The sequence below is a fragment of the Pseudomonas allokribbensis genome (genome assembly GCF_014863605.1).
GTDB lineage: Bacteria > Pseudomonadota > Gammaproteobacteria > Pseudomonadales > Pseudomonadaceae > Aquipseudomonas > Aquipseudomonas allokribbensis.
Window position 1 is genome coordinate 1,366,403 of record NZ_CP062252.1, and the last position, 24,930, is coordinate 1,391,332.

General features: G+C 61.0%; 33 protein-coding genes. 24 read left to right on the plus strand and 9 right to left on the minus strand.

Annotation, left to right across the window (positions count from 1 at the left end; genetic code table 11):
• The first annotated feature begins 5 nt into the window (after positions 1 to 5).
• The 19 genes from IF199_RS06125 to recX all read left to right on the plus strand — a co-directional run bounded on the left by IF199_RS06125 (position 6) and on the right by recX (position 13,554).
• Positions 6 to 515, plus strand: coding sequence for a phage baseplate assembly protein V (locus IF199_RS06125; RefSeq protein ID WP_192559925.1), 510 nt, complete (start codon positions 6 to 8; stop codon positions 513 to 515).
• Positions 515 to 913 carry a phage GP46 family protein gene (locus IF199_RS06130; RefSeq protein WP_096819584.1) on the plus strand — a complete coding sequence of 133 codons (399 nt, stop codon included), beginning with the start codon at positions 515 to 517 and terminating at the stop codon, positions 911 to 913. The genes IF199_RS06125 and IF199_RS06130 overlap by 1 nt, the downstream gene beginning before the upstream one ends.
• Complete coding sequence (locus IF199_RS06135; protein WP_192559926.1) at positions 903 to 1,946, plus strand: baseplate J/gp47 family protein; 1,044 nt, start codon at positions 903 to 905, stop codon at positions 1,944 to 1,946. Before IF199_RS06130 ends, IF199_RS06135 begins: the two co-directional genes overlap by 11 nt.
• Positions 1,934 to 2,533: a YmfQ family protein gene (locus IF199_RS06140; RefSeq protein ID WP_096819582.1), complete on the plus strand. Its 600-nt coding sequence runs from the start codon at positions 1,934 to 1,936 to the stop codon at positions 2,531 to 2,533. The genes IF199_RS06135 and IF199_RS06140 overlap by 13 nt, the downstream gene beginning before the upstream one ends.
• 11 nt (positions 2,534 to 2,544) lie before the next feature.
• Positions 2,545 to 3,696 carry a phage tail protein gene (locus tag IF199_RS06145; protein ID WP_096819581.1) on the plus strand — a complete coding sequence of 384 codons (1,152 nt, stop codon included), beginning with the start codon at positions 2,545 to 2,547 and terminating at the stop codon, positions 3,694 to 3,696.
• On the plus strand, positions 3,693 to 4,208 hold the full coding sequence (locus tag IF199_RS06150) for a phage tail protein (RefSeq protein WP_192559927.1): 516 nt from the start codon (positions 3,693 to 3,695) through the stop codon (positions 4,206 to 4,208). Before IF199_RS06145 ends, IF199_RS06150 begins: the two co-directional genes overlap by 4 nt.
• Before the next feature lie 139 nt (positions 4,209 to 4,347).
• Positions 4,348 to 5,427, plus strand: a complete 1,080-nt coding sequence (locus tag IF199_RS06155; RefSeq protein WP_192559928.1) for a phage tail protein — start codon at positions 4,348 to 4,350, stop codon at positions 5,425 to 5,427.
• A 7-nt stretch (positions 5,428 to 5,434) separates the two neighbouring features.
• Positions 5,435 to 6,001: a tail fiber assembly protein gene (locus IF199_RS06160; RefSeq protein WP_192559929.1), complete on the plus strand. Its 567-nt coding sequence runs from the start codon at positions 5,435 to 5,437 to the stop codon at positions 5,999 to 6,001.
• Between the two features lie 22 nt (positions 6,002 to 6,023).
• Positions 6,024 to 6,947, plus strand: a complete 924-nt coding sequence (locus IF199_RS06165; RefSeq protein WP_192559930.1) for a hypothetical protein — start codon at positions 6,024 to 6,026, stop codon at positions 6,945 to 6,947.
• The gene (locus IF199_RS06170; RefSeq protein WP_192559931.1) at positions 6,947 to 7,414 is read left to right on the plus strand and encodes a phage tail assembly chaperone; all 468 of its coding nucleotides are present in this window, start codon (positions 6,947 to 6,949) and stop codon (positions 7,412 to 7,414) included. Before IF199_RS06165 ends, IF199_RS06170 begins: the two co-directional genes overlap by 1 nt.
• 41 nt (positions 7,415 to 7,455) lie before the next feature.
• Complete coding sequence (locus tag IF199_RS06175; protein WP_102621393.1) at positions 7,456 to 8,376, plus strand: gp53-like domain-containing protein; 921 nt, start codon at positions 7,456 to 7,458, stop codon at positions 8,374 to 8,376.
• A 2-nt stretch (positions 8,377 to 8,378) separates the two neighbouring features.
• Positions 8,379 to 8,819 carry a phage tail assembly chaperone gene (locus tag IF199_RS06180; RefSeq protein WP_192559932.1) on the plus strand — a complete coding sequence of 147 codons (441 nt, stop codon included), beginning with the start codon at positions 8,379 to 8,381 and terminating at the stop codon, positions 8,817 to 8,819.
• Positions 8,820 to 8,831: 12 nt separating this feature from the next.
• Complete coding sequence (locus tag IF199_RS06185) at positions 8,832 to 10,001, plus strand: glycine-rich domain-containing protein (protein ID WP_192559933.1); 1,170 nt, start codon at positions 8,832 to 8,834, stop codon at positions 9,999 to 10,001.
• Positions 10,001 to 10,255, plus strand: a complete 255-nt coding sequence (locus IF199_RS06190) for a hypothetical protein (protein ID WP_102621390.1) — start codon at positions 10,001 to 10,003, stop codon at positions 10,253 to 10,255. The genes IF199_RS06185 and IF199_RS06190 overlap by 1 nt, the downstream gene beginning before the upstream one ends.
• 33 nt (positions 10,256 to 10,288) lie before the next feature.
• On the plus strand, positions 10,289 to 10,852 hold the full coding sequence (locus IF199_RS06195) for a glycoside hydrolase family 19 protein (protein WP_102621389.1): 564 nt from the start codon (positions 10,289 to 10,291) through the stop codon (positions 10,850 to 10,852).
• On the plus strand, positions 10,834 to 11,364 hold the full coding sequence (locus IF199_RS06200; RefSeq protein WP_192559934.1) for a lysis system i-spanin subunit Rz: 531 nt from the start codon (positions 10,834 to 10,836) through the stop codon (positions 11,362 to 11,364). Before IF199_RS06195 ends, IF199_RS06200 begins: the two co-directional genes overlap by 19 nt.
• A gap of 68 nt (positions 11,365 to 11,432) precedes the next feature.
• Positions 11,433 to 11,933 (plus strand): CinA family protein, encoded by a 501-nt coding sequence (locus IF199_RS06205; RefSeq protein WP_192559935.1) that lies wholly within the window; start codon positions 11,433 to 11,435, stop codon positions 11,931 to 11,933.
• A gap of 83 nt (positions 11,934 to 12,016) precedes the next feature.
• Positions 12,017 to 13,075 carry a recombinase RecA gene (gene recA, locus IF199_RS06210; RefSeq protein ID WP_003222269.1) on the plus strand — a complete coding sequence of 353 codons (1,059 nt, stop codon included), beginning with the start codon at positions 12,017 to 12,019 and terminating at the stop codon, positions 13,073 to 13,075.
• 8 nt (positions 13,076 to 13,083) lie between these two features.
• On the plus strand, positions 13,084 to 13,554 hold the full coding sequence (gene recX, locus IF199_RS06215) for a recombination regulator RecX (protein ID WP_096819568.1): 471 nt from the start codon (positions 13,084 to 13,086) through the stop codon (positions 13,552 to 13,554).
• Positions 13,555 to 13,627: 73 nt separating this feature from the next.
• Here recX and IF199_RS06220 read toward each other — a convergent pair whose 3' ends face one another.
• Entirely contained in the window at positions 13,628 to 14,746 is a 1,119-nt protein-coding gene (locus IF199_RS06220) for an LOG family protein (RefSeq protein WP_096819567.1), read from the minus strand.
• A gap of 353 nt (positions 14,747 to 15,099) precedes the next feature.
• Between IF199_RS06220 and IF199_RS06225 the strand changes: the two genes are divergently transcribed.
• Complete coding sequence (locus IF199_RS06225) at positions 15,100 to 15,294, plus strand: hypothetical protein (protein ID WP_096819566.1); 195 nt, start codon at positions 15,100 to 15,102, stop codon at positions 15,292 to 15,294.
• A gap of 16 nt (positions 15,295 to 15,310) precedes the next feature.
• On the opposite strand, the gene IF199_RS06230 is transcribed toward IF199_RS06225, so the two are convergent.
• Positions 15,311 to 15,736: a PA3611 family quorum-sensing-regulated virulence factor gene (locus tag IF199_RS06230; protein WP_096819565.1), complete on the minus strand. Its 426-nt coding sequence runs from the start codon at positions 15,734 to 15,736 to the stop codon at positions 15,311 to 15,313.
• 189 nt (positions 15,737 to 15,925) lie between these two features.
• Between IF199_RS06230 and IF199_RS06235 the strand changes: the two genes are divergently transcribed.
• The 3 genes from IF199_RS06235 to IF199_RS06245 all read left to right on the plus strand — a co-directional run bounded on the left by IF199_RS06235 (position 15,926) and on the right by IF199_RS06245 (position 17,987).
• Positions 15,926 to 16,669, plus strand: a complete 744-nt coding sequence (locus tag IF199_RS06235; protein ID WP_192559936.1) for a tRNA-uridine aminocarboxypropyltransferase — start codon at positions 15,926 to 15,928, stop codon at positions 16,667 to 16,669.
• A 229-nt stretch (positions 16,670 to 16,898) separates the two neighbouring features.
• The gene (gene erdR, locus IF199_RS06240) at positions 16,899 to 17,549 is read left to right on the plus strand and encodes a response regulator transcription factor ErdR (protein WP_095119237.1); all 651 of its coding nucleotides are present in this window, start codon (positions 16,899 to 16,901) and stop codon (positions 17,547 to 17,549) included.
• A 75-nt stretch (positions 17,550 to 17,624) separates the two neighbouring features.
• Positions 17,625 to 17,987 (plus strand): diacylglycerol kinase, encoded by a 363-nt coding sequence (locus tag IF199_RS06245; RefSeq protein ID WP_003222276.1) that lies wholly within the window; start codon positions 17,625 to 17,627, stop codon positions 17,985 to 17,987.
• On the opposite strand, the gene IF199_RS06250 is transcribed toward IF199_RS06245, so the two are convergent.
• Entirely contained in the window at positions 17,984 to 18,910 is a 927-nt protein-coding gene (locus tag IF199_RS06250; protein ID WP_085729869.1) for a LysR family transcriptional regulator, read from the minus strand. The genes IF199_RS06245 and IF199_RS06250 overlap by 4 nt on opposite strands.
• 144 nt (positions 18,911 to 19,054) lie before the next feature.
• Between IF199_RS06250 and fpr the strand changes: the two genes are divergently transcribed.
• Positions 19,055 to 19,834: a ferredoxin-NADP reductase gene (fpr, locus tag IF199_RS06255; RefSeq protein ID WP_007908723.1), complete on the plus strand. Its 780-nt coding sequence runs from the start codon at positions 19,055 to 19,057 to the stop codon at positions 19,832 to 19,834.
• A 125-nt stretch (positions 19,835 to 19,959) separates the two neighbouring features.
• Here fpr and tsaA read toward each other — a convergent pair whose 3' ends face one another.
• The 6 genes from tsaA to rimO all read right to left on the minus strand — a co-directional run bounded on the left by tsaA (position 19,960) and on the right by rimO (position 24,873).
• Positions 19,960 to 20,658 (minus strand): tRNA (N6-threonylcarbamoyladenosine(37)-N6)-methyltransferase TrmO, encoded by a 699-nt coding sequence (tsaA, locus tag IF199_RS06260; protein ID WP_192559937.1) that lies wholly within the window; start codon positions 20,656 to 20,658, stop codon positions 19,960 to 19,962.
• A 59-nt stretch (positions 20,659 to 20,717) separates the two neighbouring features.
• The gene (locus tag IF199_RS06265) at positions 20,718 to 21,488 is read right to left on the minus strand and encodes an SDR family oxidoreductase (protein WP_102621518.1); all 771 of its coding nucleotides are present in this window, start codon (positions 21,486 to 21,488) and stop codon (positions 20,718 to 20,720) included.
• A gap of 127 nt (positions 21,489 to 21,615) precedes the next feature.
• Complete coding sequence (locus IF199_RS06270) at positions 21,616 to 22,083, minus strand: YehS family protein (RefSeq protein WP_096819561.1); 468 nt, start codon at positions 22,081 to 22,083, stop codon at positions 21,616 to 21,618.
• A gap of 73 nt (positions 22,084 to 22,156) precedes the next feature.
• The gene (locus tag IF199_RS06275; protein WP_192559938.1) at positions 22,157 to 22,867 is read right to left on the minus strand and encodes an rRNA pseudouridine synthase; all 711 of its coding nucleotides are present in this window, start codon (positions 22,865 to 22,867) and stop codon (positions 22,157 to 22,159) included.
• Between the two features lie 82 nt (positions 22,868 to 22,949).
• Positions 22,950 to 23,423: a GNAT family N-acetyltransferase gene (locus tag IF199_RS06280; RefSeq protein ID WP_096819559.1), complete on the minus strand. Its 474-nt coding sequence runs from the start codon at positions 23,421 to 23,423 to the stop codon at positions 22,950 to 22,952.
• A 112-nt stretch (positions 23,424 to 23,535) separates the two neighbouring features.
• A complete protein-coding gene (gene rimO / locus IF199_RS06285; protein ID WP_096819558.1) occupies positions 23,536 to 24,873 on the minus strand; it encodes a 30S ribosomal protein S12 methylthiotransferase RimO in 1,338 nt (445 codons plus the stop codon).
• Positions 24,874 to 24,930 lie beyond the last annotated feature (57 nt).

Genomic DNA, 24,930 nt, shown 5'->3' on the forward strand with positions numbered 1-24,930 from the left:
ACCCTATGAGCCTACTGACACGCCTGCTGGCGCGCGGCACTGTCGTGCTCGCCAGTTCGGCCTCCAAGCTGCAATCGCTGCAAATGCGCCTCACCGCCGGTGAAGTGAACGACGACATGGAGCACTTCGAACCCTACGGTTTCACCAGCCATCCGCTGGCCGGTGCCGAAGGCGTCGTCACGTTTCTGGGCGGTGATCGTTCCCACGCCATTGCCCTGGTGGTCGCCGATCGCCGTTATCGCCTGCAATCGCTGGCGGCCGGCGAAGTGGCGATCTACACCGACGAAGGCGACAAAATTCACTTCAAGCGCGGGCGGATCATCGACATCGAAACCTCCACCCTCAACATCCGCGCCAGCACCGCCGTGAACTTCGAGACGCCGGTGATCAACCAGACCGGCAAGATCGTTTCCAAAGGCGATCAGATGGCTGGCGGCATCAGCCAGATCAAGCACGTGCACGTTGGCGTGCAGGCGGGCAGCGGCCAGACCGGCGCGCCGGCGGGAGGTCAGTGATGCTTTTCAGTCAGAACCTCCACGCCGCGCTGACCCGTTCAGTGCTGATCAGCCTGTTCTCCTGGCGCCGTGCGGCCGACGACGATGCCCTCGACGACGAGGAGCGTTACGGCTGGTGGGGCGACACCTTTCCGACCGTAGCCGACGACCGCATCGGTTCGCGGTTGTGGCTGCTGCGTCGGGTCAAGCTGACCCGACAGACCCAGATGGACGCCGAGTTCTATGCCCGCGAAGCCTTGCAATGGCTGATCGACGACGGCCATTGCAGCGCCATCGACATCATCAGCGAACGCCTCGACGCCCAGCGCCTGAACCTGCGTACGGTCCTGACCCTGGCCGACGGCGAACGTCTGGACATCAACCCCGATAACAGTTGGCAGGTGATCTATGCCGTTTGAAACCCCTTCGCTGCCGGTGCTGATCAAGCGCACCCAAAGCGACCTGGCCGGCGATTCGCTGCGCCAGTCCGATGCGCAAGTCCTGGCCCGCACACTCGGCGGCGCCGCGTATGGCCTGTACGGCTACCTCGACTGGATTGCCGAGCAGATCCTGCCCGACACCGCCGATGAATCCACCCTGGAACGCATCGCCGCGCTGCGCCTGAATCAGCCGCGCAAACCGGCGCAAGTGGCCACCGGCAACGTCAGCTTCAACGCGACGGCGGGCGCGGTGCTGGACGTCGATACGTTGCTGCAGTCGAGCGACGGTCGCACCTTCAAAGTCACCGCCGCGCGTACCACCGTCAATGGCGTCAACAGCACCTCCATCGCCGCGCTTGATGCCGGCAGCCTGGGCAATGCCGAGGCCGGTCTGGCGCTGACGCCGGTGCAGCCGATCACCGGTGTGGTCGGCAACAGCTTTGTGGTGCTGGCGCCGGGGCTCAACGGCGGGGTAGCGCGGGAAAGTCTGGAGTCGCTGCGCTCGCGGGTGATCCGCTCCTATCGCGTCATCCCCCACGGCGGTTCGGCCAGCGACTACGAGACCTGGGCGCTGGAAGTGCCGGGCGTGACTCGCGCCTGGTGCCGTGGCGGCTTTCTCGGCCCGGGCACCGTGGGCGTCTACATCATGCGTGACGACGACCCGCAACCGGTGCCGAATGCCGATCAACTGGCCGAAGTACAGGCTTACATCGAGCCGCTGCGCCCGGTGACCGCCGAAGTGCATGTGCTCCCGCCGGTGCAGAAACCGGTGACCTATCAACTGAAGCTGACGCCCGATACCACCGCCGTGCGCGCCGCTGTCGAAACCCAACTGCGCGATCTGCACAACCGCGAGGCCGACCTTGGCGAGGATCTGTTGATCAGCCATATCCGCGAAGCGATCAGCAGCGCGGCGGGTGAAACCGATCACGTGCTTTCGGCCCCGGTGGCGAACGTGGCCGCAGGCGACAGCGAACTGCTCACCTTCGGAGGTTGCGTATGGGGGGCATAAGAACCGCCGCGCAATACCAGGCGCAATTGCGTGCCTTGCTGCCTTCGGGGCCTGCGTGGGATCCGGAGCGAGTGCCGGAACTCGATGAAGTGCTGCAAGGCGTCGCCGTCGAACTGGCACGCCTCGACGCCCGCGCCGCCGACCTGCTCAACGAGATGGACCCGGCCGGCGTCAGCGAACTGGTGCCGGACTGGGAACAGGTGATGAACCTGCCCGACCCGTGCCTGGGCGCCACACCGCTGTTCGATGACCGGCGCCTCGCTGTACGCCGCCGCTTGTTGGCGGTCGGCAGCCAGGCCGTCGGCTACTACCTGGAAATCGCCAAAAGCCAGGGTTACCCCAACGCCACCATCACCGAGCTCGAAGCCCCGCGCATGGGGCGTTCGCGCTTTGGTGCGGCGCACTGGGGCACCTGGGAAGCGCAGTTCATGTGGACGCTCAACACCGGCGGCCGCCTGCTGCTCGGTCGGCGTTTCGGTGCGAGTTACTGGGGCGAGCGCTTCGGCGTGAACCCGGGCTCGGCGCTCGAATGCATGATCCATCGGGCAGCCCCGGCGCACACCAAGGTGCACATCAATTATGACTAGGGAATAACGCAATGGATTATCCGAAGAGTGTGCCCAGCGCCGGTCTGGTGAATGGGAAATTTGTCGATGAGAACCCTCTGACCGGGACGCCGGGATCGCTGATTCCGGCGGACTGGGGTAACAGCGTCACGCAGGAAATTCTCAGCGTGATCAAGGCCGGGGAGCTGACCCCGGACGAGAAGAAATACGATCAGTTGCTGCAGGCTATTCAGACGGTGACGGCCAAGGGTTGGAATCTGGATTCGGCGTTGCCGATCGGGTCTTTGCCTGCGGCAACCGTGGCCACAGCGGACGGGCGTCTGGCGGTGACGCCAGCCGCGGTGTCGACCAGTGGCGGCCGAGTATCGATCCCGGCAGGCGTATTGGTCAGCCTCGGACAGGAAGTCGTGGCAGGGCAGTTGGGGCGTTCGCGTACGTTCACCACTCAGGCCTGGAGCAGTGCCGACCTGCTGCCGAGTTCGGGTTACTTTCTGCGCGCTCAGGTGATTGGCGGTGCGCTGACCTTTTACATGCAGCGCGGCACAGTCTATGACGCGACACCGGAAGGTTTGAAGGGCACGGTAAATGGCGCAGCGGGTGGTGGCTTCCAGTCGACGCCGCTGGATATCTGTCTGGCCTGGGTTGTCACCGCCGGACCCGGTTCGGTGCCGACTGTCAGGCTGATCTACAACCGAAGCCGGTTGTCGTGGACGCAGACGGTCAATGGCAATGGAGTGGTGTATCTGCCGCTGGATCCACATGCGCGAGCGGCGCGTCTGGTGGTGGGCAATCCCACGCCGCACCCGACCGGCATCACCAGTGTGAACTTCGCGCCGGGCGGATGGCTGGGTGGCAACTATTGCTTCCTCAACCCGACCGTGGGCACCTCCAGCAACTGGGATGGCTGGGCAACGGCCGGCGGCGCCGCGCTTATTTTCTCCAGCAACGTGGTCAGCGATACGACGGTTTCGACATTGACCGCCAGCTTCGACCATAACGAATTGCGCTCACTGTGGCAGGCGTATCAGGCCGAACATACCTGGGGCGCGGGCAATGCCGCCAGTGACGAATTGCTGTTCAGCATGGGGCTCAAGAGCGTCGGTCCGGCCGATTACGCCAGCGGCATCGCGGTCAACTTTGCCGCCGCCGTCAATGTGAATTTTTCCTGGGAGTTGATCCGATGATCATCATTCATGAACTGCATCAGTTCGAGGAAGGCTTGCGTCCTGCACAACCCTCCACCGCACATGTCTGGGATGGCGAGAAGTGGGAGCTGAGTGACGACAGAGTCGCCGCAATGCAGCAGGAAGAAACCGAACGTCTGTGCGTCAATCTCGATGCAGTCGCCGACAGCACCCGCACCGCACTGGCCGGTGACCCGCTCAAAGCCCTCGAGTACGCCCAGGCGGCGATCGACGCTCAGGCCTATCAAGACGCCGGTTACCCGAAAAAGGAAGTGCCGTTGTCCGTTGCTGCCTGGGTTGCCAAGGGCCGGTCGGCCAAACAGTCCGCCGAGCAGATCCTCGACAAGGCTGCCCAGCTCAGCGAGAACCTGCTGACCTTGCGCACCTTGCGCCTGAAAGCCAAGACCCAGATCCGCGCGTACGCGAGCAAGGGCCAGATGGATCAGGCTCGCGCTACCGCCGATGAGGCGCTGCAGGCCATTCGTCAGCTGACGGCCAACCCGGCTCTGTAATCGCCATCCGCTTCACCCAAGCCCACTTCGTTGTGGGCTTTTTTTTTCAGGAACAGAAGCGTTTGCGCCCGCCGTTGAACAAGCCAAAAGCCCGCGTGCAGCCACGTTTCATTTGTCATTCAAGAGGAACGAACATCCAATGGATTATCCAAAGAGCGTCCCCAGCGTTGGCCTGGTCGACGGCCGCTTCGTCGATGAAAACCCGGTGGCGGGAACGCCCGGGTCGTTGATACCGGCGGTGTGGGGCAACAGCGTTACACAAGAGATCGTCAACGTGATCGCTGGCGCCGGGATGACCGCCGCCGAGGCTGATACAGGGCAGTTGTTCAAGGCAATTCAGTCGATTGTCGGCAACGCCAGCCCGATGCGTTCGGTGGTGACGCGGCTGGCAGCCTCCAAAGCTCTGACCGAACAGGAGCTTGGCCTTGTGCTCATCGACGGCAGCCCGGCAGCCACCACAGTGACCCTGCCGGCAGCCAGCATCGGTCTGGGCGTGCGTGACGTTATCGTTCGCCGCGTCGACAACAGTGGCAATCGACTGGTTGTTCAGACGTCCGGTACTGACCGTATCCGCTTTCATACACACCTTTCGTCCAATGGTTACCCCTTTCTGGTGTTGATGGGCAATGGCGACTGGTGGCATCTGCGCAGTGATGCAGCGGGTAACTGGTGGCCGGTGGGACGCCTGGACGGCTCGTCAGTGGGGCACATTGCCTTCGAGACCACGCTTTCCGTTTTGCCCGGTGGCTATGCCGCTTTGAATGGCTCGTTACTCAGCCGAACGGAGTGGCCGTGGCTCTGGGATCACGCGCAACAGTCCGGCATGTTGCGTTCCGAAGCCGATCGCGCCGGTGCATGGTCCTCTGGGGATGGAGCCACAAATTTCCGCTTGCCAGAAGCCCGTGGCGAGTTCCTGCGGGTACTGTCTGAAGGCGGTTTGATCGATCCGGGACGTGTACCGGGGTCTTGGCAAAAAGGCTCGCTGGTCCAGGGCGACAATGGCGTGGGCGACAATATTCTGTTCGCAACAAACATCATTTCCCAGAAAGCCCTGCTGGGGTTCGACATGGGCAATTACACCGATTACGCGGGCTCCACGGTCAAATACATCACCCCTTCTGAAACCGTTTCGCCGATTTCGGACGCAGATCTTTTGAATCATGGCGGTATCACCCGTCCCCGAAACATTGCCTATCCGGGCCGGATCAAACTTATCTGAGGTGCTCATGTTTAATTATCTGTTCGATCATGTGGGCTGCCTGTCCGGTCCCGTTGAATTTGCCGAGACGCCTGGACTTGGCGTTCAGTTGCCCAGCAATTCAGTGCAATTGCCTTTCGAATTGCCATCGCCTGGAAATGGCCGTGTCTGGGTTCTGGTGAACGGAGTTCCTCGTGAGGTGAGCGATCACCGGGGAGTGGTTCACAGGAAGGACAGCGGTGCGATACAGATCTGGGTTGAACCAGGTGAGTTACCGGATGACCTTACTGCCGATGTCTGGCCAGGAGAGGGATATATCTGGAATGGTCAAGCGTGGATGCTCGATGAAACGGCCCACCTGTCCGCGATCAAGTCTGGCCTTATCGACAAGCGCGACACGCTGCTGCGCGACGCGGTCCTGCGCATCGCCCCCCTGCAATACGCCGAAGACATCGGCGATGCCAGCCACGAAGAAGAGCTGCAACTGCTCGAGTGGAAGCTCTACAGCGTCGAGCTGAACCGAATCGAAAAGCAGACCGGTTTCCCGGAAGAAATCACTTGGCCGGCTGTGCCCGGCACAACCGTCACCAGCTGATTGCAGCACAGGAAGCAGCGCAATGGACTATCCGAAAAGCATCCCCGGCGTCGGCCTGGTCAACGGCGGTTTTATCGATGAAAACCCCGTTGCCGGCACGCCCGGGTCGTTGATCCCCGCCGCCTGGGGCAACAGTGTCACGCAAGAAATTCTCAACGCCATCAAGGCGGCCGGACTGACGCCGGACGAGACCAAGACCAACCAATTGGCAACGGCCATTGGCGCCCTGGTCGACTTCACCAAACTGAAGAACACCCCGACCACGCTGGCGGGCTACGGCATCACCGATGCGGTGGGACGGTTGCTGGCGGTCCGGCAGATCGACGCGGTCGGGATCACGGTTTACAAGCCAAACCCCAGAGCCAAGCGGATTCGTGTGCGGTTGATCGGGGCGGGTGGTTCGGGGGGCGGCTGCGAACCTGTTCCGGCGGGTACCCAAATCCTCGGCGGTGGTGGCGGGTCCGGCGCGTATGCGGAAAGCCTGTATGACGTCACCGCACAAATGCTCGCCGGCGTACCGGTTTCGCTGGGCGCCGGGGGCGCCGTCAGCAACACCACAGGCCTTGCGGGCGGCGGAGCCTCCTTTGGTAGCTACATGAGTGTTTCGGGAGGCGGTGGCGGGCAGAAACTGGGGATCGTGGTCACAGGCACTTCGTCAGGATTCATTCAGGGCGGGGTCGGTGGGTTGCTGACTGGCGGCAATCTCTGCAGCGCTCGCGGTATCACCGGAGGTTTCGGAATGAGCAACGCCAATTGGGGGTTGCTGTCGGGTTGCGGAGCTCCGAGTCCGTTCGACGGCGGTGGCCCTTTCAGCGGGTCAAACACCGTTGGCAATGCCGGTGTTCGAGGTTCGGGCGGCAGTGGTTCCTGCTCGGTTCACGCTTCTGCGTCAATCGTGAGCGGCGCCGGTGGCAACGCCTTCTGTGAAATCTGGGAGTACGAGTAATGGCCCGTTATGCACGTATTGAAAACGGTGTCGCAGTCGAAGTGATCGACACCGGTGACTTCGCGATCGAACAACTGTTCGCGCCTGCGTTCGTCGCGGCGATGGTACCGGTGCCCGAAGGCGTCAACGTCGAAATCGGCGCGTCGATGGACGAGACAGCTCCCGCTATCGAGCCTGCGTACGAACCGCCAAACCCTGTTGTCGCCAAGGCCCCCGAAGTTGAGGAAAACCAGCCTCTGGCGGCGGAGCGTACCTGGCGTCAGTCGGCTCTCGCAGCCACCGAATGGCGGGTCACCCGCCACCGCGATGAGCAGGAATTGGGACGCGGGACAACGCTCAAGGCCCAGCAATACCTGGAACTGCTCGAGTACCGCCAGGCATTGCGCGACTGGCCTGGTTCCGACGCATATCCGTCATCCGTTTCGCGGCCCTCAGCACCGCAGTGGCTGGCCGGAGCGATTGGCTGAAGCCATCACGCAACCCATGTTTTCAGATAAGGAGATAAGCCTTGGACTATCCCAAGAGTGTACCCAGCGTCGGGCTGGTCAATGGACAGTTTGCCGATGAGGATCCGGTTGCCGGAAAACCCGGTTCGCTGATTCCGGCGGCGTGGGGCAATGGCGTCACGCAGGAAATTCTCGGCGTTGTTCAAGCCGCTGGCATGACGCCCAGCGAGGCGTCGAACAATCAGTTGCTGGGTGCGTTGCGCAGTTCCCGATTGTTTGCGACTCCGCCGCAGTTCGATACCGGAAAAGCGGTGGCCACGCCTGAGTTCGTGCAACGTGCGTTGGGTAACCATGCCAGTGCCCGGAGCCTGGTCGACACGACGCAGCTCACGGCTGCAGATGTGGGGTGCGCATTCGGACTGGGTGGAAGCGCGGCTTACACCGTGACACTGCCTGAGGTTTCCAGTGTCCCCGATGGTGCCACTCTCAGTTTTCATTGCCTCAGCAACTCAGTCATCACGATCGCCAGTAAAACCGGAACACAAATCTGCCCGCAGGGTGCTTACTTGAGTTCGATCACGATCAACGGCGGTGAAAGCGCGCAGTTCGTGAAGGGCTATGGCATCTGGACGGTCCATGGCACTGCGAGCCTGAAATATTCAAACGCCTTTACCTTGCAGCTAGCCAGTGCCGGTTATCAAAAACTGCCCAGCGGTTTGATTCTGCAATGGGTTGTGGGTGGTTCTGACGCCAACGGCATCATGAGCCTGTCTTTGCCGGTCAGGTTCCAGACGGCGATCGTCGGCGGAGTGGCCGATGAGGGGAACCCGTCCGGCTGGAGCGCGGGCAACACGACTGTCTGGGCGTTTGATTCGACCCTTTCAACAACATCGGTAGCTGCGGCGCGGGTCAGGAATGTCGACGGCACGAGTGTGAGACCGGCACCCGGCATCATGGGCCGCATTCTGGTTTGGGGGCGATAACGATGAAGATCTATTTCTTTGCTCAGACACTCGGATTTGATCGGGTCGAAAGCCCTTCTCCGGAGTTGCCTGAAGGCGCCGTAGAAATCACCCACGCCCAATACGCCGAGCTGTTTGCCGGGCAGGCAACGGGCAAGGTCATCAGCGCCAGTGCCAGTGGGCAACCCGTACTGACCGATCCGGTCATCTCCCCTGAGGCTGCGATCACTCATGAACGCGCATGGCGCAATGCTGTTCTTCGCGACACCCAATGGCTGGTATGGCGTGACGCTGAAGAGCTGGAAGTCGGCGAGGGTACGACCCTGCGCGCCGAAGAGTTCAAACAGCTTCTCGCCTATCGGCAGGCATTGCGCGACTGGCCCAACGATCCGGATTTTCCTGATGCGCACGCTCGTCCGGTAGAGCCCGACTGGCTTGAAGACTTGCTGCACAACGGAAACTGAGGAGATACAAACGTGGATTACCCGAAAAGCGTTCCCGGCATAGGGCTGGTGAACGGCAAGTTCGTCAATGAAGACGTCGTTGGCGGGTTGCCGGGGTCGTTGATCCCCGCGACCTGGGGCAATGGCATCACCGACGAGTTGCTGAATGTCGTCAAGTCTGCGGGCCTTGAGCCGAGCGAAAGCGAAGCGACGCAGTTGCTGCAGGCGATCAGGAAAATCAGCCAGGCCGGTGCAGATAAACACGCAGCGGATATCGGCGCTGCCAATCTCTACATGGCCAATTATGTGCCGGCCATCACGACGTTGAAGGACGGTCTGGCGCTGCGTTTCACCGCAGGCAATGCCAACACCGGAGCGAGCACATTTGCACCGAATGGTCTTCTGCCCAAACCGCTTTTGAGTCTGGCACAGAGTGCATTACGGCCAGCCGAGATTGTTGGCGGCAGTGTGTGTTCGGTGGTGTATAGCGCCGCGCTGGACAGTTGGTTGCTGGTGTATGCCAGCGGTGGCAATGCCTTGAGTGGTCGTTTGTTGAATGTGAAGACATTTGCTGTCAGCGGTGTTTATACGCCGACCGTGGGGATGCGATCCGTATTGGTCAAAGTCGTGGGCGGCGGTGGCGGGAGTGCGGGTATTGCAGCGACCGCTGCGAATCAATATGCCGTCTCCGGTGGTGGTGCTTCCGGCAGTTACGCCGAGACCCGGTTGCCGAGCGACAGGATCGGTGCGAGCCAGATTGTCACGATCGGTGCCGGTGGGGCTGCCGGAGCTGCACAGGCGAACGGCGGCGTCGGAGGAACCAGCTCGCTGGGCTCGCTGGTATCGGCACCGGGAGGTCAGGGTTCCCTCTGGGTCGGTGTTGTTTCCGGATCGTCGGCAGGACTTTGTGTGGGCGGGTATCCCGGTGAAATTGCGTCCGGCGGGAACATCGTCAACTCAGCCGGGGCCCCGGGATCACCGGGCATCTCGGTCAATGGTTCGACGCTGGCGGGGCATGGTGGCAGCTCTCCGTTGGGCAGTGGTGGCCTCGGGTTCGGCACCACCGTCATTACCAGCTTCCCCGGCTACCCCGGCTCGGGATATGGATCCGGCGGCGGCGGGGTCGCTATCGGCCCCAATCTGGCTGGCAAATCAGGAACATCAGGTGCCCCTGGTGTCGTGATCATTTACGAGTACGCCTGATGAAAACCTACGCACGCATCGTCAACGACACGGTGGTCGAACTGTTCTCGACCGACGGAAACATGGTCGAGATGTTTCACCCGGATCTGCTCTGGGTCGACATCACCGACATCACGCCTGCGCCACAAATCGACTGGATGGCGAATTTCGGCACCCTCGGCTGGGTGTTTTCGTCGCAAGAAGACAGTGCCCCTGATGGCACCCTGAAAACCCTGGCAAAGAAATGGCTGACCGGTCTCGGCCGTCAGTCGTGATTCAATCGGAGCATCCAGGGAGGATTACGCATTATGCAAATTACAGAAGACAACCTTAAAACCATCATGCCCAACGCCCGCTCCCAAGCGGGCGTTTTTGTTTCACCGCTCAACGACGCCATGGCTCGCCATCGCATCGACGCGCCCAAGCGCATTGCCGCGTTTCTCGCCCAGGTCGGGCATGAGTCCGGCCAATTGCAGTACGTGCGTGAACTGGGCAACAACCAATACCTGAGCAAATACGACACCGGTACGCTGGCCTTGCGTCTGGGCAATACACCGGAAGCCGATGGCGACGGGCAGAAGTATCGCGGCCGCGGGCTGATCCAGATCACCGGCCGCACCAACTATCGCCAGTGCAGCCTCGGGTTGTTCGGCGATGAGCGACTGCTGGCCTTGCCGGAGCTGCTGGAACAACCGCAATGGGCGGCCGAGTCCGCGGCGTGGTTCTGGGAGCAGAACGGCCTGAACGCACTGGCCGACCGTGATGAGTTCAACAGCATCACCCGGCGAATCAACGGCGGGCTGAACGGTTTGCAGGATCGGCTGGAGCTTTGGGGGCGGGCGAGGGCGGTGTTATGCCTGCCTTCAGTCTGAGTCTCGGGCGGCTGCTCGGCCTGGTGCTGCTGGCAGCGGGAGCGGCGGCGCTGGCCTGGCAATTCCAGGACTGGCGTTACGGCCGCCAACTGGCTGAACAGGCGCGGCTGCACGCCGAAACCCTCAACCAAATGACCCTGGCGGCCGCCACTGTCCAACAGGCCGAGCAGGACAAGCGTCTGGCCCTGGAGCAACAGCTCGCGGCCAGTGAGCAAACCCACTATCGAGCACTCAGTGATGCCCAACGTGATCAGGATCGCCTGCGCGATCGCCTTGCCACTGCTGATCTGCGCCTGTCAGTCCTCGTCGACGCAGGCGACGCTGCCCAAGGCGGCGGTGTACCAGCCGCCTCCGGCACCGGCGGCGTGGATCATGCAACCGTACGCGCCCGACTTGACCCGGCGCATGCTCAACGAATTGTCGCCATCACCGGTGAAGGCGACCGCGGACTGATTGCCCTGCAAGCCTGTCAGGCCTATATCAGGGCGCTGGCGCCTGCACATTTTGAATGAGTCTGTGTATTGAAAGCGCAACCGGCTCGTGTACGGTGGTAGACATTCCACCTGATCCGGAGAGTGCCGTGAAAGACCTCACCCAACTGGCGGCCGAACTTGGCCGACGCCTGCAGTTGCTCAATGCCCACGTCACCACGGCCGAGTCCTGCACCGGCGGCGGCATCGCTGAAGCGATTACCCGGATTCCGGGGAGTTCGGCATGGTTCGAGGCCGGTTATGTGACCTACTCCAACCGACAGAAAACCCAGCAACTGAACGTACCCGCCGAACTCTTCGGGACGGTGGGCGCCGTTAGTCGCGAGGTGGTCGAGGCGATGGTGCGCGGCGCGCAGAAACACAGCCGAGCGCGATTTGCCGTGGCGGTCAGCGGTATTGCAGGGCCGGACGGCGGTTCGCCGGGCAAACCGGTGGGCACGGTGTGGCTGGCCTGGGGTGTGGGGGATGCGGTTTCCAGCGAGGTGCAGCACTTCCCCGGCAATCGCGATGAAGTCCGCCGACAAACGGTGAAGGCCGCGCTAGAGGGGCTCCTGCGACTAGCGGCACGAGAAATCGAAAATCAGGGGTAGGCGATCCGCGAACGCTGTGGAATAATACTGGCTACTTATACAGGTGTTGGCCGTCAGGCCTTATTGATTACGTGAGGACTTTAATGGACGACAACAAGAAGAAAGCCTTGGCTGCGGCCCTGGGTCAGATCGAACGTCAATTCGGCAAGGGTGCCGTAATGCGTATGGGCGATCAGGATCGTCAGGCGATCCCGGCCATTTCCACCGGCTCTCTGGGTCTGGACATCGCGCTCGGCATCGGCGGCCTGCCAAAAGGTCGTATTGTTGAAATCTACGGTCCTGAATCTTCCGGTAAAACCACACTGACGCTGTCCGTGATCGCCCAGGCCCAAAAAGCCGGCGCGACCTGCGCATTCGTCGACGCCGAACACGCCCTCGACCCTGAGTACGCCGGCAAACTGGGCGTCAACGTCGACGACCTGCTGGTTTCCCAGCCGGACACCGGCGAGCAGGCCCTGGAAATCACCGACATGCTGGTGCGCTCCAACGCCGTTGACGTGATCATCGTCGACTCCGTGGCTGCACTGGTACCGAAGGCTGAAATCGAAGGCGAAATGGGTGACATGCACGTGGGCCTGCAAGCCCGTCTGATGTCCCAGGCGCTGCGTAAGATCACCGGTAACATCAAGAACGCCAACTGCCTGGTGATCTTCATCAACCAGATCCGCATGAAGATCGGTGTGATGTTCGGTAGCCCGGAAACCACCACCGGTGGTAACGCGCTGAAGTTCTACGCTTCGGTTCGTCTCGACATCCGCCGTACCGGCGCGGTGAAGGAAGGCGACGAAGTGGTCGGCAGCGAGACCCGTGTCAAGGTTGTGAAGAACAAGGTGGCTTCGCCGTTCCGTCAGGCCGAGTTCCAGATTCTTTACGGCAAGGGCATCTACCTGAACGGCGAGATGATCGACCTGGGCGTGCTGCACGGTTTCGTCGAGAAGTCCGGCGCCTGGTATGCCTACGAAGGCACCAAGATCGGTCAGGGCAAGGCCAACTCGGCCAAGTTCCTGGCAGACAACCCGGAAGTCGCGGCCAAGCTCGAGAAGCAACTGCGTGACAAGCTGCTGTCGCCAGCCGTGATCGCTGACTCCAAGGCATCTGCGGTCAAAGAGACCGAAGATGACCTGGCTGACGCTGACATCTGATTGCACCGATGACAACCGCCGTACTCGATACCCTCGTCGCGGTGCGGCGAACCGCAATGGACCTCCTCGCACGTCGCGAGCACGGTCGAGTCGAGCTGACGCGTAAACTGCGTCAGCGCGGCGCCCCACCCGAGATGATCGAAACAGCCCTCGACCGATTGACGGAAGAAGGTCTGCTTTCCGAAGCCCGTTATCTGGAAAGCTTTGTTTCCTACCGCGCCCGTTCAGGTTATGGCCCGTTACGGATTCGTGAGGAACTCAGCCAGCGCGGCTTGCAGCGTGCCGATATCGAACTTGCCTTGCGTGAGAGCGGTATCAGCTGGCAGGAGCAGCTAACGGACACGTGGCAACGGAAGTTCTCCGGACAGCTTCCCGTCGACGCCAAGGAGCGAGCCAGACAAGGCCGGTTTCTGGCGTATCGAGGGTTCTCGATGGAGATGATCAACCGCTTGTTCAGCGGCAGAGGGATGGACGATTAAATCGGCTCCAGCTTCAATCAAAAAATAAAAAAGCGGCCCGCTATTTCAATAGCGGGCCGCTTTTTTTTTGCCTTCAGATTACCTTCGAGGGTTCGCGGTTGTGTTGCGCCGTTTGTGGTCTGGACTGGGCCCAGTTTTCCGGCAGGTTGATGAAGTCCACCAGCTCGCGCAGGCGCCCGTGATCCCTGGCGTTGAAGGCGAAGGCCAGTCGCGCCAGATGGCTGAATTGCGCCTCGTCGTGTTCCTCGCCGCTGTAGGCGTGTTGATGGAACCGGTCGCTCAGGCACAGATCGGCGAAGGCTTCCTGCATGTGATCGAGTGCCTGATCGCTGAGCCTGTGGTTCATCCGAATCACGAACTGACGCTTGAGCCAGCGGCTGGAGTGGAAGTTGCTGTAGAACTGGTTGATCTGCTCCACCGCCTCTTCAACGCTGTAGACCAGGCGCATCAGTTTCAGGTCGGTTGGCAGGATGTAGCGGTTTTCCTCCAGTTGATGACGGATGAAATCCAGCGCCCCTTGCCAGAACGTGCCGCCCGGCGCGTCGAGCAGTACCACCGGCACCAGCGGGCTCTTGCCGGTCTGGATCAGAGTCAGTACTTCCAGTGCTTCGTCCAGTGTGCCGAAGCCGCCGGGGCACAGCACGAGTGCGTCGGCTTCCTTGACGAAGAACAGTTTGCGCGTGAAGAAAAAGTGGAAGGGCAGCAGATTTCCGGTGCCGTCCACGGTAGGGTTGGCGTGCTGTTCGAAGGGCAGGGTGATGTTGAAGCCCAGGCTGTGATCACGACCGGCCCCTTCATGCGCGGCGGCCATGATTCCACCTCCGGCACCGGTGATGACCATCATGTCTGATCTGGCCAGAGCCGCGCCCAGTTCACGTGCCATGGCGTACAGCGGATGCTCGACCGGCGTGCGCGCCGAACCGAACACCGTGACCTTGCGCCGGCCCTTGAACTGTTCAAGCGTTCGAAACGCCTGCTCCAGTTCACGCAGGGCTTGCAGGGTGATCTTGGCGTTCCAGCGGTTGTGATCTTCCTGGGCCATGCGCAGCACGGTCAGGATCATGTCGCGGTAAATGGGGATATTCGGACTGTTGGGGGAAACCAGGTTGAGTTGTTCTTCGACCTTGCCGGTGAGGTCGTGGCCGCTTTCCTGAAAATGACGGCTGAGCAGGTCATTCGGTTGGTAAGGCATGCAACTTCTCCTTCTGCACAGAGCCTTCGGCCCTGACGTGCGGCGTCAGTGCCGCGCTGCAAGAAAACAAACAGCCGGCAGCTCCTTTCCTGCCGTTAATAAAATGATCGGGAATACTTTGAATCTAGACCCTCAAAGCATTTCTCGCTCATTGAGCATTGCGCCGCAAAGTCTTTCCTGGCAACTGCTTATTGTCGCTTTGCGAAGTGTTTTCACCGCTCGTCCGATGCCACGTCGAGGGCTGAATGCTCTGATTTACTAAGTTAAAGGCGCCGTACGACAACTTTGCGTCAACGACCGTACGCAAGGTGCACGCTCTTCAAGGATTTGCGGGTGGCAAGGAGGCGGGACACATGACCAGAGTCATTCTGGAGATCGATACGCAGCTGTATCGAATGCTGAAAGCATCGGCCGAGACCAATCATGTGAGTCTCGAAGAGGAGTGCTGCCGGCGCTTGTCGGGAGGGGATCGCCGTTCGCGTTATCTGCAGGCCTTGTTGGCCGAACTGCGCGCCGAGGATGAACAACGGCGCGCCAATTCCAGATAGTTACTTTTGCGGAAAGTTACTTTTTCTTCGCCGGTGCGGCTTTCGGGCAATCCGATTCCTGATAGCTGGCGGAACCGATTGCCTTGTTGGTCTTCACTTCGCTGAAGTCGTAACGCATCACGGCACCCTTGGCCATCAGCTTGCGGTACGACGGGTTGTTGCAGACCGAGGCGCCCAGCTGGAAATACACGGCCTTGGGATCGGCACGCATCTTGTCGGCGTGGCTTGCCTGCACGCTCAGGTGGTTGATCAGCGTGGTGCCTTCGACGGTGTAGCCCTGATCGAGAATGTCTTCGTTGATCGCTCGTGGCGTGCCGGCACTGCTTTGAGCAGCGACGTTTTGCAGTTCCTTGTTCAGGTTCTGTTCTTTCAGGGACGCAGCCTGTGCGCTGAAGGACAACGCCAGCGCAATGGCCGCGGTAGGAACGATAAGGCGCAGCATGAAACTCTCCTGATTCAGTGACTGGTGGTTCGACCAGCCCCGTGGCTGTGCGTTCAGTGGCGGCGAATTATAGGGGAGCCGGTCGGGAGGGTACAGGCTTGTGCCCGTCGCTCTGATAAACTGCCGGCCTTTATTGCCTTGCCGAGAGTTGTTCGTGTCGAGTTTTCCTGTCAGCCGGCGTCGCCCGCAATGAACCATGCCCCCAACGCCGTGGCCCGCCTGCGCGATCAGCGTGAGGATGAGGGCATCAAGCCGATTCAGGCCCGAGGCTTTCGCTCCGAACGTTGCCGTGACTGTCGGGTGATCATCAGCCATTGCCTGTGCGCCTGGCGCCCGACTGTCGACACCCGTTCCGGTGTCTGCCTGATCATGACCGGCAAGGAAGTGTTCAAGCCGAGCAATACCGGCTGGCTGATTGCCGACATCGTGCAGGACAATCACGCCTTCATCTGGTCCCGGACCGAACCGGACGAGCAACTGCTGGCGCTGCTGAACGACCGGCAATGGCAGCCGTATCTGGTGTTCCCCGGCGAGTACGTCGAACCTTCGCGGGTGACCAACACCGTGGATCTCGATAGCAGCAAGCGTCCGCTGTTCATTCTGCTGGACGCGACCTGGACCGAGGCCCGCAAGATTTTCCGCAAGAGCCCGTACTTCGACCGCTTGCCGATCCTCAGTCTGTTGCCCGACAAACTGTCGCGCTATCGCCTGCGTCGTTCGACCCGCAGCGAGCACCTGTGCACCGCCGAAGTGGCGGCGCTGTGCCTGGAACTGGCGGGCGACACGGACGCCGCGTCGGCGCTGGACGCCTATTTCGATGTGTTCAGCCAGCATTACCTGGGGGCCAAACAGCAGCTTGATGTGAACGTGTCGACGCCGGCCCATGCCGAGTTGCTGCCGTTCATTCGAAATGCGCAGCCGGTGCCCGTCTGATACTGGCCCATACTGCTAAAGCAGTGGCCGTGTTGCTTGACCACCCCGGCTTCGCTGGGCATGCTTGGCGCCGATTGGGGTGCGGCCAAGGTTTGAAACGCCGTTTTTGTCCGTGATTGGCGTTGAACGTGCCCCTGTGGATGCCGCTGCAAAAGCGTCGGCATCTTGAGTTGCCTTGGTGAGACTCGAATGCATCGGGTCTGCCATCAAAAACAGGATCATTTGAAAAATGGCCACATACGACATCCTGATTGCCGATGATCACCCTCTTTTTCGTAGCGCACTGCATCAAGCGGTGACGCTGGGCCTCGGCCCGGATGTACGGCTGGTGGAAGTGGCGAGCATCGCCGAGCTGGAAGCGCGTCTGACCGAGAAGGCTGACTGGGATCTGGTGCTGCTGGACCTGAACATGCCGGGCGCTTTCGGATTTTCCGGGCTGGTGATGTTGCGCGGGCAGTACCCGCAGATTCCGGTGGTGATGGTTTCGGCGCAGGAAGAAGCTTCGGTGATGGTCAAGTCGCGGGAGTTCGGCGCCAGCGGTTTCATTCCCAAGTCGAGCGACTTGAGCGTGATTCAGGAAGCCGTGCGCAAAGTACTGGACGGTGACGTGTTCTGGCCGCCACAGGCGTTCGAAGCGGTCAGCGTTTCGGATGAAGCCAAAGCTGCCAGCGATGGCCTGGCGAGCCTGACGCCGCAGCAGTTCCGGGTGCTGACCATGGTCTGCGAAGGCCTGCTCAACAAGCAGATCGCCTATGAGTTGAGCGTGTCGGAAGCGACCATCAAGGCCCACGTCACGGCGATCTTTCGCAAGCTGAACGTGCGGACCCGGACTCAGGCAGCTTTACTCTTGCAACAACTTGAGTCAATTCCGAGCCAGTAATAGCTGGCGTCTTCACGCTTTTTTGACTTTCGTTGATCTAGCTTCCCCACTTCTTTTTGGTCGGTTATCTACTTTATGTCACCTTTCAAGGGCCAGACGGGCCTGAAACGCATCCTCAACGCTTCCGGTTACTCGCTGGACGGTTTGCGCGCAGCCTTCACCGGTGAAGCGGCGTTCCGTCAGCTGGTGCTGCTTAACGTGGTGCTGATTCCACTGACGTTCTTCCTGAATGTCAGCCGTGTCGAGCAGGCGTTGCTGATCGCTGTGTGCCTGCTGGCGCTGATCGTCGAGCTGCTGAACTCCGCGGTGGAGGCGGCCATCGACCGCATTTCCCTGGAGCTGCACCCACTGTCCAAGAACGCCAAGGACATGGGCAGCGCCGCGCAATTCGTGGCACTGAGCATGATTGCCCTGGTGTGGGCGGTGATTCTGCTTTAAGCGATCGTCGGCAAGACGATCTCGTCGCTGCGCTGGACCCCGGCGGTGAAGGCGCGGCACAGATCGAGAAACTCGCGCATGGCGGAGGTCTGGTACTTCTGTTTGTGCCAGATGAAGTAGAACTGTCGCGCCAGATCCAGATCCGGCGTCTCCACCGGCACCAGGCTGCCGCGCCGGAAGGCGTCACGCAGCGCCAGGCGCGAAATACAGCCAATCCCCAGACCTGATTCCACGGCGCGCTTGATCGCTTCCGTGTGTTCCAGCTCCAGACGAATGTTCAGCGCGCTGCGATGGTGACGCATGGCCTGATCGAAGGTCAGGCGGGTGCCGGAGCCTTGTTCGCGCAGAATCCACGCTTCGTGCGTCAACTCTTCCATGGTCGCGCTGCCGCGTTTGGCCAGTGGATGCTGCGGGGCGCAGAACACCACCAGCTCATCCTCGACCCAGCTCTGCACTTCGATGTCCGGGTGGCTGCAATCGCCTTCGATTAGACCCAGATCAATTTCGTAATGCGCCACTTGCTGCACGATATTGGCAGTGTTCTGCACGTGCAGCTTCACTTGGCTTTCCGGGTGACGCTGCATGAAACCGCCGATCAGCAGGGTCGCCAGGTAATTGCCGATGGTCAGGGTCGCGCCCACCGACAGCGAGCCGAAACCGGATTTGCCGTTGAGCAGGTCCTCGATTTCCTTGGCCTGATCGAGCAGGGCCACCGCTTGCGGCAATAACTGTTTGCCGAGGGCGTTGAGGCTCAGGCGTTTGCCGGCGCGGTCGAACAGCTGGCAGCTGGACTGGCGCTCCAGTTCGGTGATGGAAGTGCTGGCGGCCGATTGCGACAGGTTGAGCAGACCCGCAGCACGGGACACACTTTCCTGCTGGGCGACGGCGACGAAGACTTGCAGTTGACGAAGAGTAAATCGCATATCGATATAACCGATAACCCTTATCTTAATAATCCAGTTAACAGATATTGTCGGCGCTATTAGAATGCGATGCAATTGCGCACCGTCGGCATTCTTCAAGACCAGCCGGGCAAGCGCAGATCAATCTCCAGGAGTCCCACGTACATGAGCAACATGAACCACGAGCGTGTCCTCAGTGTTCATCACTGGAACGACACTCTGTTCAGCTTCAAGTGCACCCGCGATCCGGGCCTGCGCTTCGAGAACGGTCAGTTCGTGATGATCGGCCTGCAACAGCCCAACGGCCGCCCGCTTATGCGCGCTTACTCGATCGCCAGCCCGAACTGGGAAGAGCATCTCGAGTTCTTCAGCATCAAGGTGCAGGACGGTCCGCTGACCTCCCAGCTGCAGCACCTGAAGGAAGGCGACGAGATCATCATCTCGAAGAAGCCTACCGGCACCCTGGTGCTGGACGACCTGAACCCGGGCAAGCATTTGTACCTGCTGAGCACCGGCACCGGTCTGGCGCCGTTCATGAGCGTGATCCAGGACCCGGAAACCTACGAGCGCTTCGAGAAAGTGATCCTGGTTCACGGTGTTCGTTACGTCAACGAAGTCGCCTACCGCGAGTTCATCACCGAGCACCTGCCGCAGAACGAATTCTTCGGCGAGGCGCTGCGTGACAAGCTGATCTACTACCCGACCGTGACCCGCGAACCGTTCGAGAATCAGGGTCGTCTGACCGACCTGATGCGCAGCGGCAAGCTGTTCAGCGACATCGGCCTGCCACCGATCAACCCGCAGGACGACCGCGCGATGATCTGCGGCAGCCCGAGCATGCTCGACGAGACCAGCGAAGTGCTCGACAGCTTCGGCCTGAAGATCTCGGCGCGGATGCGCGAGCCGGGTGATTACCTGATCGAGCGTGCGTTCGTCGAGAAGTAAGCTGTTTATAGGTGACGCAGAGCGTCACTGGATGCATTCCCACGCAGACGGTTCGACGCCTCGACGTGGGAACGATCAGCCCGCGTTGCCTGAGAAGGCAACGCGGGCTTTTTCGTTTCCGGGATTTAGTCGTTGGCGGGGATGACTTCCAGGACGCGGATCTGCTCCGGCGTCGGATAGTGCCAACGCACATCCAGATCCCAGAACTGCGCACCGTATTCGCGCTCTGGCGCGGGCGTCTGATACGCCGGACGCGGATCCTGGGCCAGACATTGCTCGATCAGCTCGACCAAAGGTTCGGTAAGGCGCTGAGCGTGCGTATGCGCCTGTTGCAGCGCCGCGTCTGTCCACTGCACGTCGATCAGTTGCGGCGCGGCACTGGCGATGCTGTTGGAGGCGTCAGCGATGATATCGGCGTAGGGCACGTAGGGTTTGATGTCGAGAATCGGCGTGCCGTCCAGCAGGTCGATGCCGGAGATGAACAAGCGATCGGCCTCGACCTTGTCCAGCTTCACCACCGACTGACCGATGCCGTTCGGCCGGTGAGTGGCGCGGGTGGCAAACACGCCCATGGACTTGTTGCCGCCCAGGCGGGGAGGGCGGACTTTGAGTCGCGGCTTTTCCTCCAGCGCCTGATGGAACAGGAACAGCAGCCAGACATGGCTGACCTGCTCCAATCCTTGCACCGCATCGCCCTGATCGAACGGCGCCACCAGTTCCAGCACGCCACGGGCGGCGGGGGCCAGTTGCGGCTGGCGCGGGATGGCGAACTTCTCCTTGAAGCAGGAGCGGACGAAGCCGATGGGGGAGACGCTGTAAGTCATGGTTTGCATTCGAAACGGAGCAGGGCGGGCATGATAACCCGTCCGGGCGCGTCGCCGGTCTACAGACTGAACCCGCCATCCAGCGGAATGATATTCCCGGTCATGTAGGCCCCGGCAGTGCTCGCCAGGCTGATCGCCAGCGCCGCCATTTCTTCTTCGCGGCCCCAGCGTTTCATCGGAATCAGCGCAGTGTCCTCGGCCAGTGCCTGCTGGTCACTGCCGATGTGCTGGGTCATCTTGCTCGGGAAGCGCCCCGGCGCGATGACGTTGACGTTGATGTGCTGGCTCACCAGTTCACGAGCGAGAATCCGCGACAGTTGATGCAGGGCCGCTTTGCTCGGCCCGTAGGCGTAGGCCTGTTCGCCGAAGGAAGAGATTCCCGCCACTGAGCCGATGTTGATGATCCGCGCGGGATTCGCTGCCGAGCCAGCCTTGCGCAGCAAAGGCAGGAATTGCTGGATGCAACTGAACACCGAGGTCACGTTGAGCTGCATGACCTTTTCCCAGCCCTTGACCGGGTAGCTCTCCAGCGGCGCGCCCCAGGTGGTGCCGGCGTTGTTCACCAGAATGTCCAGATGGGTAATCTGTTCGCCCAATCGAGCTGCCAGTTCTTTTACGCCTTCTTCGGTCGCCAGATTCGCTGCCACCCCCTGGCAGGAGCCCAATGCACCGAGTTCTTCAGCGGTTTGATGACAGGCTTCAGCGTCCCGGGAGCAGACATACACACGGGCGCCAGCCTCGACAAACGCCTTGGCGATCATTTTGCCGATACCACGGGTGCCGCCGGTCACCAGGGCGGTGCGGCCTTGCAGGGAAAAATACGGGTGCATGGCGAATCCTGAGGGCTAGGGTTCAGTACACCCTAGTCGCCGGCCGCGAAAAGCGGAGCCACTATTTTTGCAGGGAATGGAGGGGCATGCATGAAAACGGCGACCGAAGTCGCCGTTCTGAAAGGGATCAGCCGCGAACGCGCAGCGTCAGACCCTTGAGGAAATTGCGCAGCAACTGGTCGCCGCACGGACGGTAGTTGGTGTGGCCGACCTTGCGGAACAGCGCGCTCAACTCAGGCTTGGACACCGGAAACTCGGCGGCCTTGAGAATCGCGTGCATGTCGTCTTCTTTCAGTTCGAAGGCCACGCGCAGCTTTTTCAGGATGATGTTGTTGGTCACTGGCACTTCGATTGGCTGCGGCGGACGGCTTTCGTCCTTGCCGCGCTTGAACACCACCAGGCCGTCGAGGAAGTGAGCGATGACTTCGTCCGGGCAGCGCACGAAACCTTCTTCGTCTTCTTCTTTCTTGTCGAGCCAGGTCACCACGTCGGCGAGGGTCACGTCCAGGCCGCCGAGTTTGATGATCTCGACGACTTTCTTGTCGCTGATGTCGAGCATGTAGCGCACGCTGCGCAATACGTCGTTATGAACCATGTTTGCAGTCCTGATCTTTCGCTGTGGGCACCGCGCAGGCGCGATGCCGGAATGTGTGGCGGCAACAGAGGCCTTAGAACTTCTCTTTGCCGGACAGGTAGCGCCATTGGCCGGCCGGCACCTTGCCGATCGATACGCCGCCGATGCGGATGCGGCGGATGCCGACGACCTTCAGCCCGACCGCTTCGCAGAACTGGGCGATGATCCCCGGCTGCGGGTTCTTCATGGCGAAGCGCAGACGGTTTTCGTTCTGCCAGCTGGCCTTGACCGGCGGCAGCTCCTTGCCCTTGTGGGTGAGGCCGTGCTGCAGGCGATTGAGGCCGTGAGCGACCATCTCGCCCTCGACTTCGACCACGTATTCCTGCTCGATCTTGGCCGCGTCGGCGGTGAGCTTGCGCAGCACTTTCCAGTCCTGGGTGAACACCAGCAGGCCGCTGGCCTTGGGTTGCAGGTCGGCACTGGCGGTCAGGCGCAGGAAATGCCCGCGCAGCGGACGCTTGCCGTAGCGGTGCTCTTCGCTGAGGGTCTCGGCGTTCAGCGACTGCATGGCGGTGTCGGTGTCCATGCCCGCCGGTACGTTGAGCAGGATGGTCACCGGCTCCGGCGCGGTGGCCTTGGCGTCCTTGTCGAGCTCGACTTTCTGGTCGCCGACCTTGAACTGCGGCTCGTCGATGACTTCGCCGTCCACGGTGACCCAGCCGCCCTCGATGAACAGCTCGGCCTCCCGGCGGGAGCAACCGACCAGTTCGATGAGGCGTTTGGAGAGGCGAATCGGGTCAGTCATGACAGGGCCGTAACAAAAAAGGGGTGGGCATTGTACCTGCCTGGCGCCGGTTAATCGCGATTGCATTTGTACGCTGTGGCTTTTAGCCGCGTACGGCGCGCTGTTCCGGCTGTTTCAGACGCATGTGCAGCAACGGATAAGGCTGGCCCATGCCGTCGACTTCCGACCGGCCGATCACCTCGAACCCCTGTTTGAAGTAAAAACCCAGGGCCTGCGGGTTCTGTTCGTTGACGTCCAGTTCATCGGCGTTCAGGTGCTGCATCGCATAATTGAGCAGCTTTTTGCCCAGGCCTTGGCCGCGATGTTCGGGGTCGATGAACAGCATTTCGATCTTGCCCGCCGCCACGCCGGCAAAACCGGTGATGCGCTGGTGACTGTCCTTGGTGCAGATCAGCATCACCGCATCGAGGTAGCGGGTCAGCACCAGATTGCGCAGCAGCTCGATATAGCTGTCCGGCAGAAAATCATGGGTCGCGCGGACCGAGGCCTCCCAGACCCGGGTCAGTTCCTGATAGTCGCTGAGTTTCGGCGTGTGGATGACCGAATGGTGACGCATGCCCGTTAGCCTCTTTGTCATGAATGAGGGGAGTCCTTCCCCCCACAAACGATAGCCGTAAAAAAGCCCCGCATCTCGTAAAAGAGAGCGGGGCTTTTCGTATTTTTCGCGTTTAGATCTGTTCGGCCCAGAGGTCGTATTCGTCGGCGTCGGTCACTTTGCACCAGACCTTGTCGCCCGGCTTGAGGTTGCTGCCGTTGTCGATGAACACGTTGCCGTCGATTTCCGGGGCGTCGAAGAAGCAGCGGCCGACCGCGCCTTGCTCGTCGACTTCGTCCACCAGCACTTCGATTTCACGGCCGATGCGCATTTGCAGACGGGCCGAGCTGATTTCCTGCTGGTGCGCCATGAAGCGTTCCCAGCGATCCTGCTTGACGTCGTCCGGAACGATATCGAGGTTCAGGTCATTGGCCGGCGCGCCTTCGACCGGCGAGTACTGGAAGCAGCCGACGCGGTCGAGCTGGGCTTCGGTCAGCCAATCCAGCAGGTACTGGAAGTCTTCTTCGGTTTCGCCGGGGAAGCCGACGATGAAAGTCGAACGGATGATCAGGTCCGGGCAGATTTCGCGCCAGTTCTTGATCCGTGCCAGGGTCTTGTCTTCGAACGCCGGGCGTTTCATCGATTTCAGGACTTTCGGGCTGGCGTGCTGGAACGGGATGTCCAGGTACGGCAGGATCTTGCCGGCGGCCATCAGCGGGATCAGCTCGTCGACGTGCGGGTACGGGTAAACGTAGTGCAGACGGACCCAGACGCCGAGGGTGCTCAGCGCTTCGCACAGTTCGGTCATGCGGGTTTTCACCGGCGCGCCGTTCCAGAAACCGGTGCGGTACTTGACGTCAACGCCGTAGGCGCTGGTGTCCTGGGAAATCACCAGCAGCTCTTTGACGCCGGATTTGACCAGACGCTGGGCTTCGTCGAGCACGTCGCCAACCGGGCGGCTGACCAGTTTGCCGCGCATCGACGGGATGATGCAGAAGCTGCAGCTATGGTTGCAGCCTTCGGAAATCTTCAGGTACGCGTAGTGGCGCGGGGTCAGCTTGATGCCTTGCGGCGGCACCAGGTCGATCAGCGGGTTGTGATCCTGACGTGGCGGCACGACTTCGTGCACGGCGTTGACCACTTGCTCGTACTGCTGCGGACCGGTGACGGCCAGCACGCTCGGGTGCACGTCACGGATGTTGCCTTCTTCCACGCCCATGCAGCCGGTCACGATGACCTTGCCGTTTTCCTTGATCGCTTCGCCGATGACTTCCAGCGATTCGGCCTTGGCCGAGTCGATGAAGCCACAGGTGTTGACCACGACCACGTCGGCGTCCTGATAGGTGGACACCACGTCATAGCCTTCCATGCGCAGCTGGGTCAGGATGCGCTCGGAGTCGACCAGTGCTTTCGGGCAACCCAGAGATACGAAGCCAACCTTTGGATTGGCCGGCGCAGGAGTGGTGGACATGTCTAACCTCGGTGTTTTGTGACGCCGCTTTCCTGATGCGAAAAGCCGACGGACGGG

Bases quoted from the DNA above. Each gene is read 5' to 3' on its own strand.
- IF199_RS06125 (WP_192559925.1), top strand. From the start codon at position 6: ATGAGCCTACTGACACGCCTGCTGGCGCGCGGCACTGTCGTGCTCGCC.
- IF199_RS06130 (WP_096819584.1), top strand. From the start codon at position 515: ATGCTTTTCAGTCAGAACCTCCACGCCGCGCTGACCCGTTCAGTGCTG.
- IF199_RS06135 (WP_192559926.1), top strand. From the start codon at position 903: ATGCCGTTTGAAACCCCTTCGCTGCCGGTGCTGATCAAGCGCACCCAA.
- IF199_RS06140 (WP_096819582.1), top strand. From the start codon at position 1,934: ATGGGGGGCATAAGAACCGCCGCGCAATACCAGGCGCAATTGCGTGCC.
- IF199_RS06145 (WP_096819581.1), top strand. From the start codon at position 2,545: ATGGATTATCCGAAGAGTGTGCCCAGCGCCGGTCTGGTGAATGGGAAA.
- IF199_RS06150 (WP_192559927.1), top strand. From the start codon at position 3,693: ATGATCATCATTCATGAACTGCATCAGTTCGAGGAAGGCTTGCGTCCT.
- IF199_RS06155 (WP_192559928.1), top strand. From the start codon at position 4,348: ATGGATTATCCAAAGAGCGTCCCCAGCGTTGGCCTGGTCGACGGCCGC.
- IF199_RS06160 (WP_192559929.1), top strand. From the start codon at position 5,435: ATGTTTAATTATCTGTTCGATCATGTGGGCTGCCTGTCCGGTCCCGTT.
- IF199_RS06165 (WP_192559930.1), top strand. From the start codon at position 6,024: ATGGACTATCCGAAAAGCATCCCCGGCGTCGGCCTGGTCAACGGCGGT.
- IF199_RS06170 (WP_192559931.1), top strand. From the start codon at position 6,947: ATGGCCCGTTATGCACGTATTGAAAACGGTGTCGCAGTCGAAGTGATC.
- IF199_RS06180 (WP_192559932.1), top strand. From the start codon at position 8,379: ATGAAGATCTATTTCTTTGCTCAGACACTCGGATTTGATCGGGTCGAA.
- IF199_RS06190 (WP_102621390.1), top strand. From the start codon at position 10,001: ATGAAAACCTACGCACGCATCGTCAACGACACGGTGGTCGAACTGTTC.
- IF199_RS06195 (WP_102621389.1), top strand. From the start codon at position 10,289: ATGCAAATTACAGAAGACAACCTTAAAACCATCATGCCCAACGCCCGC.
- IF199_RS06200 (WP_192559934.1), top strand. From the start codon at position 10,834: ATGCCTGCCTTCAGTCTGAGTCTCGGGCGGCTGCTCGGCCTGGTGCTG.
- recA (WP_003222269.1), top strand. From the start codon at position 12,017: ATGGACGACAACAAGAAGAAAGCCTTGGCTGCGGCCCTGGGTCAGATC.
- recX (WP_096819568.1), top strand. From the start codon at position 13,084: ATGACAACCGCCGTACTCGATACCCTCGTCGCGGTGCGGCGAACCGCA.
- IF199_RS06220 (WP_096819567.1), bottom strand. From the start codon at position 14,746: ATGCCTTACCAACCGAATGACCTGCTCAGCCGTCATTTTCAGGAAAGC.
- IF199_RS06225 (WP_096819566.1), top strand. From the start codon at position 15,100: ATGACCAGAGTCATTCTGGAGATCGATACGCAGCTGTATCGAATGCTG.
- IF199_RS06230 (WP_096819565.1), bottom strand. From the start codon at position 15,736: ATGCTGCGCCTTATCGTTCCTACCGCGGCCATTGCGCTGGCGTTGTCC.
- IF199_RS06235 (WP_192559936.1), top strand. From the start codon at position 15,926: ATGAACCATGCCCCCAACGCCGTGGCCCGCCTGCGCGATCAGCGTGAG.
- erdR (WP_095119237.1), top strand. From the start codon at position 16,899: ATGGCCACATACGACATCCTGATTGCCGATGATCACCCTCTTTTTCGT.
- IF199_RS06245 (WP_003222276.1), top strand. From the start codon at position 17,625: ATGTCACCTTTCAAGGGCCAGACGGGCCTGAAACGCATCCTCAACGCT.
- IF199_RS06250 (WP_085729869.1), bottom strand. From the start codon at position 18,910: ATGCGATTTACTCTTCGTCAACTGCAAGTCTTCGTCGCCGTCGCCCAG.
- fpr (WP_007908723.1), top strand. From the start codon at position 19,055: ATGAGCAACATGAACCACGAGCGTGTCCTCAGTGTTCATCACTGGAAC.
- tsaA (WP_192559937.1), bottom strand. From the start codon at position 20,658: ATGACTTACAGCGTCTCCCCCATCGGCTTCGTCCGCTCCTGCTTCAAG.
- IF199_RS06265 (WP_102621518.1), bottom strand. From the start codon at position 21,488: ATGCACCCGTATTTTTCCCTGCAAGGCCGCACCGCCCTGGTGACCGGC.
- IF199_RS06270 (WP_096819561.1), bottom strand. From the start codon at position 22,083: ATGGTTCATAACGACGTATTGCGCAGCGTGCGCTACATGCTCGACATC.
- IF199_RS06275 (WP_192559938.1), bottom strand. From the start codon at position 22,867: ATGACTGACCCGATTCGCCTCTCCAAACGCCTCATCGAACTGGTCGGT.
- IF199_RS06280 (WP_096819559.1), bottom strand. From the start codon at position 23,423: ATGCGTCACCATTCGGTCATCCACACGCCGAAACTCAGCGACTATCAG.
- rimO (WP_096819558.1), bottom strand. From the start codon at position 24,873: ATGTCCACCACTCCTGCGCCGGCCAATCCAAAGGTTGGCTTCGTATCT.